The organism is Solirubrobacter ginsenosidimutans (assembly GCF_027587205.1).
Window position 1 is genome coordinate 162,697 of record NZ_JAPDOD010000016.1, and the last position, 13,004, is coordinate 175,700.

General features: G+C 72.0%; 10 protein-coding genes and 1 pseudogene. 3 read left to right on the forward strand and 8 right to left on the reverse strand.

All coding sequences use genetic code 11. The features are described from left to right. Positions 1-36: 36 nt before the first annotated feature. Positions 37-663, reverse strand: coding sequence for a hypothetical protein (locus OM076_RS17975; RefSeq protein WP_270041416.1), 627 nt, complete (start codon positions 661-663; stop codon positions 37-39). 138 nt (positions 664-801) lie between these two features. Between OM076_RS17975 and OM076_RS17980 the strand changes: the two genes are divergently transcribed. Then, positions 802-1,629: a class I SAM-dependent methyltransferase gene (locus OM076_RS17980; protein ID WP_270041417.1), complete on the forward strand. Its 828-nt coding sequence runs from the start codon at positions 802-804 to the stop codon at positions 1,627-1,629. Here OM076_RS17980 and OM076_RS17985 read toward each other — a convergent pair. Continuing rightward, positions 1,626-4,172 (reverse strand): ATP-binding protein, encoded by a 2,547-nt coding sequence (locus OM076_RS17985; protein ID WP_270041426.1) that lies wholly within the window; start codon positions 4,170-4,172, stop codon positions 1,626-1,628. The genes OM076_RS17980 and OM076_RS17985 overlap by 4 nt on opposite strands. A gap of 78 nt (positions 4,173-4,250) precedes the next feature. Between OM076_RS17985 and OM076_RS17990 the strand changes: the two genes are divergently transcribed. Next, positions 4,251-6,470, forward strand: coding sequence for a methyl-accepting chemotaxis protein (locus OM076_RS17990; protein ID WP_270041418.1), 2,220 nt, complete (start codon positions 4,251-4,253; stop codon positions 6,468-6,470). 54 nt (positions 6,471-6,524) lie between these two features. Here the strand turns inward: OM076_RS17990 and OM076_RS17995 are convergent, their stop codons facing one another. The 5 genes from OM076_RS17995 to OM076_RS18015 all read right to left on the reverse strand — a co-directional run bounded on the left by OM076_RS17995 (position 6,525) and on the right by OM076_RS18015 (position 10,409). Next, on the reverse strand, positions 6,525-6,680 hold the full coding sequence (locus OM076_RS17995) for a hypothetical protein (RefSeq protein WP_270041419.1): 156 nt from the start codon (positions 6,678-6,680) through the stop codon (positions 6,525-6,527). Between the two features lie 251 nt (positions 6,681-6,931). Next, on the reverse strand, positions 6,932-7,291 hold the full coding sequence (locus OM076_RS18000) for a response regulator (protein ID WP_270041420.1): 360 nt from the start codon (positions 7,289-7,291) through the stop codon (positions 6,932-6,934). Position 7,292: 1 nt separating this feature from the next. Further along, positions 7,293-7,820, reverse strand: a complete 528-nt coding sequence (locus OM076_RS18005; protein WP_270041421.1) for a chemotaxis protein CheD — start codon at positions 7,818-7,820, stop codon at positions 7,293-7,295. Beyond that, positions 7,817-8,407 carry a chemotaxis protein CheC gene (locus tag OM076_RS18010; protein WP_270041422.1) on the reverse strand — a complete coding sequence of 197 codons (591 nt, stop codon included), beginning with the start codon at positions 8,405-8,407 and terminating at the stop codon, positions 7,817-7,819. Before OM076_RS18010 ends, OM076_RS18005 begins: the two co-directional genes overlap by 4 nt. Before the next feature lie 70 nt (positions 8,408-8,477). Further along, on the reverse strand, positions 8,478-10,409 hold the full coding sequence (locus tag OM076_RS18015) for a chemotaxis protein CheA (protein ID WP_270041423.1): 1,932 nt from the start codon (positions 10,407-10,409) through the stop codon (positions 8,478-8,480). A 333-nt stretch (positions 10,410-10,742) separates the two neighbouring features. Between OM076_RS18015 and OM076_RS18020 the strand changes: the two genes are divergently transcribed. After that, positions 10,743-11,135, forward strand: coding sequence for a VOC family protein (locus OM076_RS18020; protein WP_270041424.1), 393 nt, complete (start codon positions 10,743-10,745; stop codon positions 11,133-11,135). 494 nt (positions 11,136-11,629) lie between these two features. On the opposite strand, the pseudogene OM076_RS18025 reads toward OM076_RS18020, so the two are convergent. Further along, positions 11,630-13,004: pseudogene (locus OM076_RS18025) on the reverse strand (hypothetical protein); the annotation flags it as partial.

Sequence of the window (13,004 nt, forward strand, 5' to 3'; positions counted from 1 at the left end):
TTCACAAGGCCTGGATCTTCCCAGACCTACGAAGCGCTATCCGGCGGCGCGGAGCGCGAGCTCGACGTCGGCGCGCGCGGGGTGATCGGCGGGCATCTCCGCCGTGGCCATGCCGAGCAGGCGGCGCCCTTCGCGGCGGTCGGCGATGTCACCGGTCGTGGCGTGACGGGCGAGCAGCGCGCGCCCGAGATTCGCCGCCGCCAGGGGCCCCGCCTCGGTGTCCATCAGGCCGGTCCACACCGAGATCGCGCGATCGAGGTCATGCGCGCCATGTCGGGCGCGGAAGCGCATCATCAGCATCGCGGCGAGCGACATCCGCGCCTGCAGGTCCGCAAACGAACCCGGGACGATGTAGGCGCGCGCCTCGTCGAGCCAGCGCAGCGCGCGATCGAGGTCCTCCTCGGACCGATGCACCTCGTGCCGGCGGGTGTAGAGCATCGACGCCGCCAGGTTCGCCTCGATCAGCATCGAAGCGGGCAATTCCTCCAGCCCGCCGCCGTCCACGAGCGATTCCCACACCGTGATCCCGGCGAGGACGTCGCGCGGGTCCTGCGTGCGGACGTAGCGCCGGTCGGCTGCGGCCGCCGCGTTCACGAAGTGCTGAAGGAAGTCATCAAGACGCATCCCGCGAGGGATAATGTCGGCGCGCGGCGGAAGTGGCAAGCGGTGCGACGGTCCGAATTCGGACCTGCCGGATCAGCTGTTCATCTTCCCCTCACGGGCGGGTGCTTCGTCGCCGCCGCCCAAGATAGGGAATGCCTCCCGATGCGCCCCCTATCTCGGCGGTCGTAGCGTCGTCTCATGTCAGCCATTACCGACGCAGACCGAGAACTGAAAGCCAAGCACCGCGCGATGTGGGCCTCCGGGAACTACCCGGAGATGGTCGAGACCTTCCTGCTCCCGCTCGGGCCGCGACTGGTGCAGGCGTGCAACATCGGCGCCGGCGTCAGCGTGCTGGACGTCGCCGCCGGCACCGGCAACGCGTCGATCCCCGCTGCCCAGCGCGGCGCCTACGTCACCGCCACCGATCTCACCCCCGAGCTGCTGCAGGCGGGCGCCAAGCTCGCCGACGCCGCCGGCACCGAGCTCACGTGGACGACCGCCGACGCCGAGCACCTCCCGTTCCAGGACGAGTCCTTCGACATCGTCATGTCCTCGATCGGCGTGATGTTCGCCCCCCACCACCAGCAGGCCGCCGACGAGCTGGCCCGCGTGTGTCGCCCCGGCGGCACCATCGGCCTGCTCAGCTGGACGCCGGACGGCATGCTGGGCGGCCTGTTCCGGCTGATGGGCCAGTTCGCCCCGCCGCCGCCGGCCGGCGCCTCGCCGCCCCCGCTGTGGGGGTCGGAGACGCACCTCCAGGGCCTGATGGGCGACCGCGTCGAGTGGCGCTCGATGGAGCGCCAGGTGCTCGACATCACCGCGTTCCAGCGCCCGCGCGACTACGGCGAGTTCTTCAAGGCGCGCTACGGCCCCACGATCGGCATCCGCGCCAACGCCGAGCGCAACGGCCGCGCCGACGAGTTCGACGCCGCGCTCGACGCGTTCTGCGAGGAGTGGAACACGGGCACGGAGACCAAGGCGCGCTTCGCGATGGAGTACCTGCTCGCCGTCGGCACGCGGGTCTAGACCGAAGCGGTCAGGCGCTCCAGCGCGGCGCCGGCTTCACGCCGCGAGGAGACGCCGAGCTTGCCCAGGACCGCCGACACGTGGTGATCGACGGTCTTGGGCGTGATCACCAGCGCCTGGGCGATCTCCGCATTGGTGGCGCCGCGCACGACCAGGTCCAGCACCTCGGTCTCGCGCGGCGTCAGCCCGGCCGGGCCCGCCTTGGAGGCGGCGCGCGGCCCGCGTGGGATCCGCCGCACGCCGTCCGCGCGCAGGCGTCGTCGCAGGTGCAGCGCCGACCGCTCGGCGCCGAGCGCGTCGAAGATTCGCAACGCCTCCAGGCGCGCCTGCTCGTCGTCGGCCTCCGAGAGCGCCTCGGCGCGGTCATACGGGTTCCCGATCTCGTCCCACAGCTGCGCCGCCGCGCGCCAGTCGCCGGCGATGCTGAGCGCGTAGGCCGGTGGGTCGTCCTCGCGGGCGGGGACCGGCGCGCCCCCGCGCCAGAGCCAGAACGCCAGCTCCGCGCGCGCCCAGACGTCGCCGAGGCCGGAAGCGAGCTCGTACGCCGGCCGCGCGACCGCGACGACGGCGTCGAGGTCACCGTCCAGCCACGCGTGCTCCGCCCGCGCCGACGCCGCCGGCCCGAGCCGCTGCAGCTCCTGGGTCTCGACGGCGTGCGCCCACGCCCGCTCGAGCAACTCGCCCGCCTGCGGCTCGCCACGCCGGCCGGCCAGCCGGCCGAGCACGATCAGCGCCGGGCACTGGCTGACGCCGAACTGCTCCCCCATCGCGATCGACGCGTGCGCGTCGGCCTCGGCGCCGGTCCAGTCGCCGCGGCGCACCCGCACAGTCGCGCGGACGCCGAGCATGTACTGGTGGTAGCCGTCGAGTTCGCGCTCGCGGGCGAAGCGCATGGCGCGCTCGATGTCGTCGTCGACGCGGCGGTCGTCGCGGCGGCGCATCGCCGTCCCGGTCGCCAGGTTCACGAGCGCGCGCACCGCGTCTTCGTCGCGCCCGATGCCGGCGGCCAGCACGAACGCCTCTTCGATCAGCGCCCGGCCGCGCTCGCTGTGCGGGCCGCTGAAGAACGTGGCCGTCCCCAGGTTGGTCAGCGCGTGGGTGACGACCTCGTCGTCGCCGAGCTTGCGACCGAGCGTGACGGCGCGCATCCCGAGCTCGATCGCCGACTGGGCGTTCTCGGACAGCATCGCCAGCTGCGAGCGGGCGCTCAGGGCCATCGCCAGCTCGCGGCTCTCGGGGAACGCCTCCAGCACGGCGATCGCGCGGTCGCCGGTCGCGGTCGCCTCCTGGCCTTGCCCCGCCCACCACAGGCAGCGCGACAGCCAGCGCAGCGTGTCGCCCGTCGCCAGCGCGTCCGTGCCGGCCTCGTGGTAGGCGAGCAGCGCGCGCGCCGCCCCGACGGCCTGATCGAGCCGTCCGCACAGGTACGCCTCCGTCGATACGCCCAGCAGCGCCTCGGGGTCGGTCCCGCCCGCCGCCTGCAGCGCGGCCTCCCAGTGCTCGAGCGCCTGCCGGTGCCCGCGGGCGGCGCTCGCGGCCTTGGCGGCCCGCGGGGCGAGGCGCCGGATCGCTGCGGCGTCGCCCGCGCGGCGCGCGTGGTGCACGAGCCGTGCGAGATCCGCGTCCTCGCGTTGTTCGAGAGCGCGCAGCACCATCCGGTCGAGCTCGCGGCGGCGGACGGGCGAGATGCCCTCCTCGACCGCGAGCCGGGCGAGGTCGTGGCGGAAGGCGAGTGTCTCGCCGCGCAGGAGCAGCAGGCCGGCCTCGATGCAGGCGTCGATCGCGGCCGTGTCGCTCGTGATCAATGCCAGCTCGGTCGCTCCCGGGACGACCGCGCACAGCTCGACGACCTCGCGCGCGGAATCGTCGAGCGCGCTGACGCGGAAGGCGACCGCGTCGCGCACGCTCGCGGGAATCTCGCCCGTGCGGGCCGCCAGCGCCTCGGTGACGAAGAACGGGTTGCCGCCGGTCACCGCGTGCAGATCGGAGGCATCGCGCCCGGCCGCGCGCGCGAGGTGCGAGACGGCGTCCGACGACAGGGGCGTCGGCTCGATCCGGCGCACGCACTCGCGCGGGAACGCGGTCAGGACGCGGCGGACCTCCGGCAGCGCCTCACTGCGGCTGGTGAGGATCAGGCAGCCGGGCGAGCGGACGAGCCGGCGGCCGAGCAGCGCGACGATGTCGAGCGTCGCGTCGTCGGCCCAGTGCAGGTCCTCGATCACGATCACGGCCGAGGCGCCGAGCTCGTCCAGCGCGGCGGCGAGCAGGTGCTCGCGCGAGCCGGGACCGTCGAGCGCGGCCTGCATCCTTCCCCCGGCGGCGCGGGCGACGTCGCGCAGCGGCCCCATCGGCCGCGGCGTGATCAGCGGGTCGCAGGCGCCCCAGAGGACTTTGCGGTCGTGGATCGTCTCGGCGGTCGCGGTGACCAGTGCGGTCTTGCCGATCCCCGCCTCGCCCACGACCAGCACCACGCGGCCGGAGTCGAGCGACTCGGTCAACGCGGCCGAGAGGATTTCGCGCTCGCGGTCTCGCTCGAGAAGCACCAACAACTGCGGAGCCTAACTCCGCCCAAGGTGAGACCGCAATGAGATTTCGGGTCAAGTACTAAACGCTGGGCGTTATTGACCGATAACCAGGGGACGCAAGACCGCGTCGCCGGGAGCCACCGCATGAACCCGCTCAACCTGCCCGCCGCGCTGATGTCGCGGCTCACCTACGCGCGGAAGTTCGCGTTGCTCGGCCTGGTGCTGCTCGCGCCGGCCGCCTTTGCGCTGCACGCGTACTGGCAGACGCAGGGCGACACGTTGGCGTTCGCCGACAGCGAGCGCGTGGGTGTGCGCTATCTCGGGCCGTCCAACGAGCTGCTGCTGCGGGTCGTCGCGGCGCGCGGTGTCGTGGTGCGTGCGGCCGCGGGTGACCCGCAGGCGCGCGCCGCGCTCCCGGGTGCGGTCGCGGCCGTCAAGCAGGCGGTCGCCGCCGTCGACCGGGTCGATCGCGCCGACGGCGCGACGATCGGGATGACCGACAGCTGGCAGACCGCGCGCAAGACGGTGCTGGCGGCGCATGACCAGAAGTCCTACGACGCCGCGGCGGCTGCCGCGGTCGGCCTGATCGTCTCCGCGGGGGATGGCTCCAAGCTGATCCTCGACCCCGATCTGGATTCGTACTACGTGATGGACACCTTGGTCACGAAGCTGCCGGCGATGGCCGACAACGCGGGCCGCGCCGGTGATCTGCAGACGATCGTGACCCAGGGCGACACGCTCGACCAGCGGATCGCGCTCGCGGGCGCCCAGGGCGCGCTGCGCTCGACGACCGCCGCCATGGCCTCCGGGCTGCAGACGGCGTTCAAGGAGACCGCCGACACCGGATTGAAGCCGGCGCTGGCGATTTCCCTCGCGGGTGCATCGGCGGCTTCCGAGCAGGTGGCCGCGGGCGTCGATCCCACCGGTTCCGGCAAGGTCGCCACCGACAACGTCGCGCGCGGGGCGCGCGGCTTGGCGGCGATCGAGGCGCTGCAGCGCGCCGCCGCGCCGCGCCTGGACGCGCTGCTCGTCGCACGGATGGCCAAGTTCTCGGCTGCGCGCAACCGCGTCGCCGTGATCGTGCTCTTCGGCGCCGTCGTCGCCGTCTTCCTCTTTCTCGGGTTCTTCGTCTCCACGCGGCGCGGGGTCGCGGACATCGCCGAGCGGCTCGCGGGGCTGCGCGACCACGAGTCGCGTGAGCTCTCCGGCGCCCTCGAGGCGCTGGCCGGCGGCGACCTGACGGTCGAGATCGCGCCGCAGACGGCGCCGATCGCCGTGATGTCGCGCGACGAGCTGGGCCAGATCGCGGTGGCGACCAACGAGATCCTCGACAGCACGCGAGCGTCGATCGACGGTTACAACCGCATGCGCGGCGAGCTGGCGACGCTGATCGGCACCGTCTCCGCCAACGCGAGCACGGTCTCCGCCGCTTCGCAGCAGATGGTCGCCACGTCCGAGGACGCCGGCCGCGCCGTCAACGAGATCGCCCGGGCGGTCACCGAGGTCGCCGAGGGCGCCGAGCGCCAGGTCCGGCTCGTCGACTCGACCCGTGCCGCGGTCGAGGAAGCCGCCCGCGCCGCCGGGTCGAGCGCCGGCATCGCCCTCGCGACCACCGAGGCCGCCGAGACCGCCCGCCGCGCCGCCGTCGACGGCGCCCGCACCGCCGAGGAGGCGAGCGAGAGCATCCGCCGCATCGCGACCTCCTCCGAGCGCGTGGAAGCGGCGATGGACGACTTCTCCGCCCGCTCGCGCAAGATCGGCGGGATCGTCGAGACGATCACCACGATCGCCGAGCAGACCAATCTTCTGGCGCTGAACGCCGCGATCGAGGCCGCCCGCGCCGGCGAACAGGGCCGCGGGTTCGCGGTCGTCGCCGAGCAGGTCCGCAACCTCGCGGAGGAGTCCAGGATGGCCGCGGGCCAGATCTCCGATCTCGTGGAAGAGATCCAGGTCGAGACGGGCCGTGTCGTCGAAGCCGTCGACGAAGGCCACCGCCACATCGAGGACGGCGTCGCCACCGTCGCCCAGACCCGCCGCGCCTTCGAGGACATCGGCACCTCCGTCGAGGAGATGGCCGCCCGCGTGACCGACATCTCGGCCGCCGTCGGCCAGATCGCCGCCGAGGCCGCACGCGCCCAGACCGAGGTCTCAGACGTCGCCGCCGTGGCCGAGCAGTCCTCCGCCGCGGCCCAGGAGGTCTCCGCCTCCACCGTCCAGACGGGCGACTCCGCCGCCGAGATCGCCACCTCGGCCCAAAGCCTCGCCACCACCGCCGCCGAGCTCGACACGCTCGTCGGCCGCTTCGTCCTCGCCTGACCATCGAGTGCAAGGTTCGTCGGGCTGTGCCCGACCGACCTTGCTCTCGCCCAACTAGTTCGCCACCTGGCTCAGCGAGATGTACGAGCCGCGCTCAGTCACCGCCAGGCAGGTGAAGTTGCCGCGCCGGTCCGGGATGTCGCAGACGATCAGGCCCACGACCGGGGTGACGTTGGCCTCGACGTGGTCCGTCCATTCGTCCGGGCTCATGAGTGCACCTCAACGGCGACTGTGACGGCCGGGGTGATGATGGACGTGATGGATTTGCGCATTCGGCTCCGGGTGCTGTGGCGGTAGATGCTTTCGCTCACAACGACCCCGCTCGCGTCCGTCGTTACGGCTTCCCCTCGAGGTGTGCGGAGAACCCGCAGCGGCACTCCGTAGTTCGCCGAACTCGGCGCTGCCCTTAAACGCCGAAGGCCCGCGCAGAGGCGGGCCTTCGGGGAACTTCGAACGGCTGCTTACGCGAGGGCCTTGGCCACCGCTTCCTGCACGCGAGCCGGCTGGAAGGGCTTCACGACGAAGTCGCGGGCGCCGAGCTTGATCGACTCGAGGACCTTGGACTCCTGGCCGAGCGCGGAGCACATGATCACGCGGGCGTTGGGGTCGAGGGTCATGATGTCGCCGAGGGCCTGGAGGCCGTCCTTCTCGGGCATCGTGATGTCGAGCGTGGTGAGCTCGGGCTTGAGTGCGCGGAACGACTCAACGGCTTCGACGCCGTTGCAGGCCTCGCCGATCACTTCATGACCGGCCTTGGCGAGGGCGTCGGACACCATCTTGCGCATAAACGCGGCGTCGTCGACGACGAGGACACGGGCCATGTCAGGCCACCTCCTGAAGAGTACGAGTGGGGAGCTTGTTGAGGGTTGCGGGGTAAAGCTGGGTGTCCTTGGAGCCGGCCTCGCGGACCAGCACGATGCCGGTCTTCGGGTCGACGCGGACGGTGCGGCCACGGTTGCCGCCGGTGGCGGAGGCGTGGACGCGAATGCGGGCGGTGGCGAGCTGGGCCTTGACGGCGGCCTCGTTGCGGGCGCCGACTTCCATCGACCCGCCGATCGAGGCGAACATGCTCGCGCCCCCGACGAGGACGGCTTCGAGCATGGGGCGGCGCGCACCGAGCGCGACGACCCGCCTGATCAGCTCAGGTACCGCGTAATCCGCGAACTTGAAGCGGTTGACTTCGGCGTGGCCGGTGGACTCGGGCAGCACGACGTGGGCGAGGCCGGCGACGCCCATGCGGCGGTCCAGCAGTACCAGGCCGATGCACGAGCCGAGACCGAGCGTGACCAGCATGTCGCCCACTGTCTTGGACGCGGCGAGCTCGCCCATGCGGACCATCGTGTCGCTCATGACACTCCGAGGCGGCTGAGCAGCTCCCCGGCACCACCATGGTCCGGTGAAAGCAGGAAGACGATCGAGCAGCCTTCGCCTTCGACGATCATGCTCGAGTCCAGCAGCAACGCGTCGTCGCTGACCGCGGCGCGGCTGGCGAGCACCGTCTGCACCAGCGAGCTGAGCATGTCCGTGGCCGTGGCCGGCGGAGTGGGCTCGAGCTCGAGGCCGGTCATGCCGGCGAGCGCGTTCAGGTAGGAGGTGCCGACGACGTTGCCGATCTCGCCCAGTGCGGACTCCGCGTACTCCGAGTCCGGCTCGAGGCCGAGCAGCGCGCAGATCGACGCGGCGTCGGCGGGCGTCAGCAACATCAGCACGACCGACGGCATGTCGCCGAGGACGCCCAGCGCGATGCCGGTGACCTCGGACTCGGGCACGCCGATCTCCTCGACCGCCTGCGTCATGGGGACGACGCGGGCGTCGGGGACGGTCAGATCGACCGGGCGGCCGAGCATGCCGGAGAGCGCCGTGGACGCATTTCCGGCACCGATGTTCGCGAGCTCGCGCAGGGCGTCGAGCTGGATGTCGTTATAGGTCGCGCTCATAGGACCACCTCCGGTCCGTGGGTCCCTGGGCCACCCGTCTGGGCCCTTGTCTGCCGTTTGCCAGGGTCGCTCACGCGGCCACACCTCGGGGTTGGGAGAGTTCCGCGACGGCGTCGCAGTCGACGATCAGGGCGATCTGACCGTCGGAGAGCACGGCGGCTCCCGAAAGCGCAGATCCTTCGGAGACTTCGGGCGGCAGCGGGCGCGTGACCAGCTCGCGCTGACCGTCCAGGACGCTGACGGCGAACGCGAGGCGCTCGCCGTTGCCACGCACGACGACGGCGTAGGCCGCATCGCTCGACGGCGACCCGCCGAACAGCTCGGCGGCGTCGACCAGCGGGAGTACGCCGTCGTTGAGCACCAGCATCTGGCGCCCGGCGACGCTGCGGACCGGGTGGTCGGCGGTGCGGACGGTGCGCTCGATGCGGTCGAGCGGAATCGCGAACGGGCGCCCGTCGGCCTGCACGATCAGCGCGGTCATGATCGCCAGCGTCAGCGGCAGGCGGATCTCCGCGCACGTGCCCTGGCCGGGCGCGGACGTGAGCGTGACCTCGCCGCCGAGCTCGCGGATCGCGACGCGCACGGCGTCCATCCCGACACCGCGGCCGGAGATGTCCGACGTCGTGTCCGACGTCGAGAAGCCCGGGTGGAAGAGCAGCTCGGTGGCGCGGGCGAGATCGATCGTCTCGTCGCCGATCAGGCCGCGTTCGCGGGCCTTGGAGGCGACGCGCTCGGCATCGATGCCGCGCCCGTCGTCCTTGACCGAGATGATCACGTTGCCGCCGGCGTGGCGGGCCTCGATCGTGAGCTTGCCGGTCGCGGGCTTGCCGGCCGCCTCGCGCTCCGCCACGCCCTCGAGGCCGTGGTCGAGCGAGTTGCGGATCAGGTGCACGAGCGGGTCGCCGAGCGAGTCGACGACGCTGCGGTCGAGCTCCGTGTCCTTGCCGACGAGCTCCAGCTCGACCTGCTTGGAAAGCTTGACGCTGAGGTCGCGGACGAGCCGCGGGAAGCGCAGCAGGACGGCCTCGACCGGGATCATGCGGACCTGCATCACCATCGACTGGAGGGCGTGCGAGGTGCGCGTGAGGCCCTGGATCGCCTGCTGCAGGCCCGGGACGTCGGCCTGCGCGGCGAGGACCTCGACCTGGGTGCGGTTGAGGACGAGCTCGCCCATCGCGTGCATCAGCTGATCGAGGCGCTCGGCGTCCACGCGGACGGTGGAGGAGCCGTGGTGCGGACGGTTGGTGCTGTCGGGCTTGGCCGTGGGCGCGGCGACGGTCGCGGCCGCGGGCTCCTCGACCCCGTCGACGGCGGCGTCGGCGACGGCCTCGGTGACCTCGCACATGGCGACGTCCGGAACGCCCGCGGCGGCCGAGTGCAGCTCCCCGTCGGTGTTCTCGCTCACGACCCACGCGACGATCTCGCGGCCGTCGAAGGTGTCGACGTCGGCGGGGGCCGGGACGCAGGCGAGCGTCTCCCCCAGCTTGGCGACGGCGGCGAGGACCATGTAGGCGCGCACGGACGGCATGTCGACGTCGTCGCGCAGCGACGCGGCGACCTGGACGACGCGGCGGCCCTGGGCCATCTCGCTCAGGTCCGAGGGCGGGTCGAGGGCGCTGGGCGGAGCTTCCGCCGGAGCCGCCTCGTCGTCGCGGATGAGCGTCCGCAGACGCTCGATCAGCGCCTCGGGCGCGATGTCCTCGGCCCCGCCGGTCTCGATCGAGTCGACGGCGGCCTCGAGCATGTCGAGGCATTCGAGGCAGACATCGATCTCGGCCCGTTGCAGGCCGTTCTTACGCTGACGGAGGAGCTCGAAGACGTCCTCCATCTCGTGAGTGAGCGCCGCCATGCCGGCGAAGCCCATAGTCGCGCTCATGCCCTTCAGGGAATGCGCGATGCGGAAGATCTCGTCGACCGTCTGTCGGTCGTCCGGGGTCTCCTCAATGCGCACGACCGCGAGGTTGAGCTCCTGGAGATGCTCGCGGCCCTCGGCCAAGAACATCGGGAGATACTCGGAAACTTGATCCACAGCCGGTGCATCGGCCGGAGTGGGGCAGAACTGGACCCGAATCTTTCAAAAGTTTGGCGAACGTTCATATCGGCCTGGGCGAACCGCCAGTTGGAACAGTTGCGCCGGCAACATAAGATCGCTCGCAGCTTGCCGCCCCGCCGCGCCCAACCGCCCCGCATGAGCGTCCTCGAACCCGGGCGCCGCCGCGCGGCCAGACGTCTCACGCGGCTCGCCGGCGTCCTGCTGGTGGCCGCCGTGGTCGCGGTCGGCGTCGTGGTCTTCCTGACCCTGGGCTGAGCGCCGCGAGGCGTAGAGTCGCCGGGCATGAGCACCGCAGAAGCCGCAACGATCGTGACCGGCGTCGACTTCGTGTCGCTCCCGACCGAGGACCTGGCACGCGCCGTCGAGTTCTACGGATCGACGCTCGGGTTGACGTGCACGGTCCACAAGCCGGAGTACAACTTCGCCGAGTTCGACACGGGAACGGTGACGCTGAGCGTCGTCAACCCGGTGAAGATGAAGATCGGCGAGTTCTCACCCAACAAGAACCACCTGGCGCTGCAGGTCGACGACGTGGCGGCCGCCCGCGCGGAGCTCGAGTCGCGCGGCGTGACGTTCATGGGCGACATCTTCGACACCGGCGTCTGCCACATGGCGTTCCTCGCCGACCCCGACGGGAACCACCTGATGCTGCATCACCGCTACGCGCGGCGCTAGAGGGACGAAAGTCAACTGCTCCGGTGAGGGAGGGGGCCGCTGCGGTGGATGGAGCCGTTCGCTGGCTCGCCGTGATCCGCTGGGTGGCCGGCCTCCCCATCTCGGGCGGTGGTCGAGACTGACCGTCAAGGTACGGGCCACGGAGACAGAAAGGGCGTTCTCACGCTCGCCGATCAGTCATCGGCGAGGGGGTGTGTAACCAGAGCTGCCTCGCAGGCAGCTCTCGTTCCGCACCCCCACCCGCGCGCCACGTCGAACAGCGCGAACCTGATCGAGACCCGCGATCCGTACCTCAAACGCGCACGGTCGACCACGGCGACCGTCACACGGCGTGTGCGGGACACACTTTCAGTCCCACGCCCGCAATTGTCGGTATCCCGGCACGGCACTTCGAGACAACCGAGCCGAGCCGCGCGGCGGACGACGGCAGACAGCAACGAAGTGCTCGCCACTCCCCCTCCCCACCCCGCGCAGTTGACGTTCATCCCGCCCTTCTAGGCGGGGCGCTGCGGGATCACGTGCGCGGCGCCGTCGTCGAAGTGCTGGATGTCGCCGCTCGCGCCGCCGAGGTCGCACGCTCCCCAGCGCAGGCCCTCGGCCCTGAGTGAGAAGACGACCTCGAACGGGAGCGTCATGAAGCCGCGGCGCGGGTCGCGCTGGGCGCGCTGAGCGGCCGCGCCGCGCGTGGCGAACGGGCGGTCGCCCGCGGTGCCGGCGTTGGTGGCGGTGCCGCCCATGCGCTCGTAGTCGCGCTCGATCAGCGGGCGCAGCGCCGTGGCGACGCCGGCTGCGTCCAGCGGGTCGGGAACATGGCCGTCGAAGAGGCGCTGTTGCGCCACGGGCGGCAGAGCCTGGATCCGCGGCAGCAGGGCTTGGGCCGCGGCGGCGTCGATGTCGTGCGGGGTCGCCGCCGTGGGGGTCGACGACGTCAGGTCCGGCGGCGGGTAGACGAGGGCGAAGTAGCGCTGCATCGCGCTCGAGTCCGACGCGAGATTGTTGTAGGTCGTCATCGTCTGGGCGTAGAGCCGCTCGCGGCCGGCGGCGTCGTTGGCCGCCGCCGGGCGGGGCGTGTTGGTGATGCGGTCGGGCCGCTGGATGCGATCCGCGCCCGTCCCGACCGCGTCGTTGGGCACGACGGACAGCACACGCGTGCCGTCGCCGAAGAGCATCACCGCGCGGTCGTACCCCGGGCCGGTCTGGGCGTCGACCGCCTGCTCGGCGGTTCCGGCCTCGTGCGCGACGTACGGGTTCTCGAAGTAGTCGATGTCGGTCGCCTGGCCGAATGCGTGGCTGCCGCGTCTGCGGCCCGCGTCCCAGCCGCTGACCGAGCCGACGTTCCACTGCTCGCGGGTGAGCGCGCCGGCGACGGTCGTGCCGGCCGCGGTCAACCGGTCGCGGATCATCTGCTCCGCGCGGGCGCTCGCGCGCTGAAGCTTGGTGGCGAAGCGCGGGAGCACCGGCCCGGAAGTCACACCGAACACCTGGACCGTCACGAACGTGCCGGTGAGCCAGTCGTACGGGTCGACGCCTTCGGGCGGCGTCAGGCCGAGGTGGTTGCGAACGACATCGTCGTACCACTCGTCCTGGCTGCCGCCCGTCTGCGCCGAGCGGGTGGGCTGCGCGGCGGGGTTGGCGACGTCCTGGGTCGCGCTGGCGGGCACGCCGCCCGCGGGCTGGGTGACGGGCGCGGCGGGCGTCGAGGGGACGCGGGCGAGAGACGCGGTCGCGTGGTCGGCGAGCGCGCGACCGACGGCGGCGGCGAACGGCGACGGCGAGCCGGCGAGGCCGGCGTCGGCAGTGAGCGGCGACGCGGTCGCGGGGGCGGCGCCTGCGGCGAGCGGCGACGCGGACGCCGGGCCGGCAAGCGGC

Coding starts and splice junctions, on each gene's coding strand:
- OM076_RS18010 (WP_270041422.1), bottom strand. CDS start 8,407: ATGAGCGCGACCTATAACGACATCCAGCTCGACGCCCTGCGCGAGCTC.
- OM076_RS18005 (WP_270041421.1), bottom strand. CDS start 7,820: ATGAGCGACACGATGGTCCGCATGGGCGAGCTCGCCGCGTCCAAGACA.
- OM076_RS17995 (WP_270041419.1), bottom strand. CDS start 6,680: ATGAGCCCGGACGAATGGACGGACCACGTCGAGGCCAACGTCACCCCG.
- OM076_RS17980 (WP_270041417.1), top strand. CDS start 802: ATGTCAGCCATTACCGACGCAGACCGAGAACTGAAAGCCAAGCACCGC.
- OM076_RS18015 (WP_270041423.1), bottom strand. CDS start 10,409: ATGTTCTTGGCCGAGGGCCGCGAGCATCTCCAGGAGCTCAACCTCGCG.
- OM076_RS18000 (WP_270041420.1), bottom strand. CDS start 7,291: ATGGCCCGTGTCCTCGTCGTCGACGACGCCGCGTTTATGCGCAAGATG.
- OM076_RS18020 (WP_270041424.1), top strand. CDS start 10,743: ATGAGCACCGCAGAAGCCGCAACGATCGTGACCGGCGTCGACTTCGTG.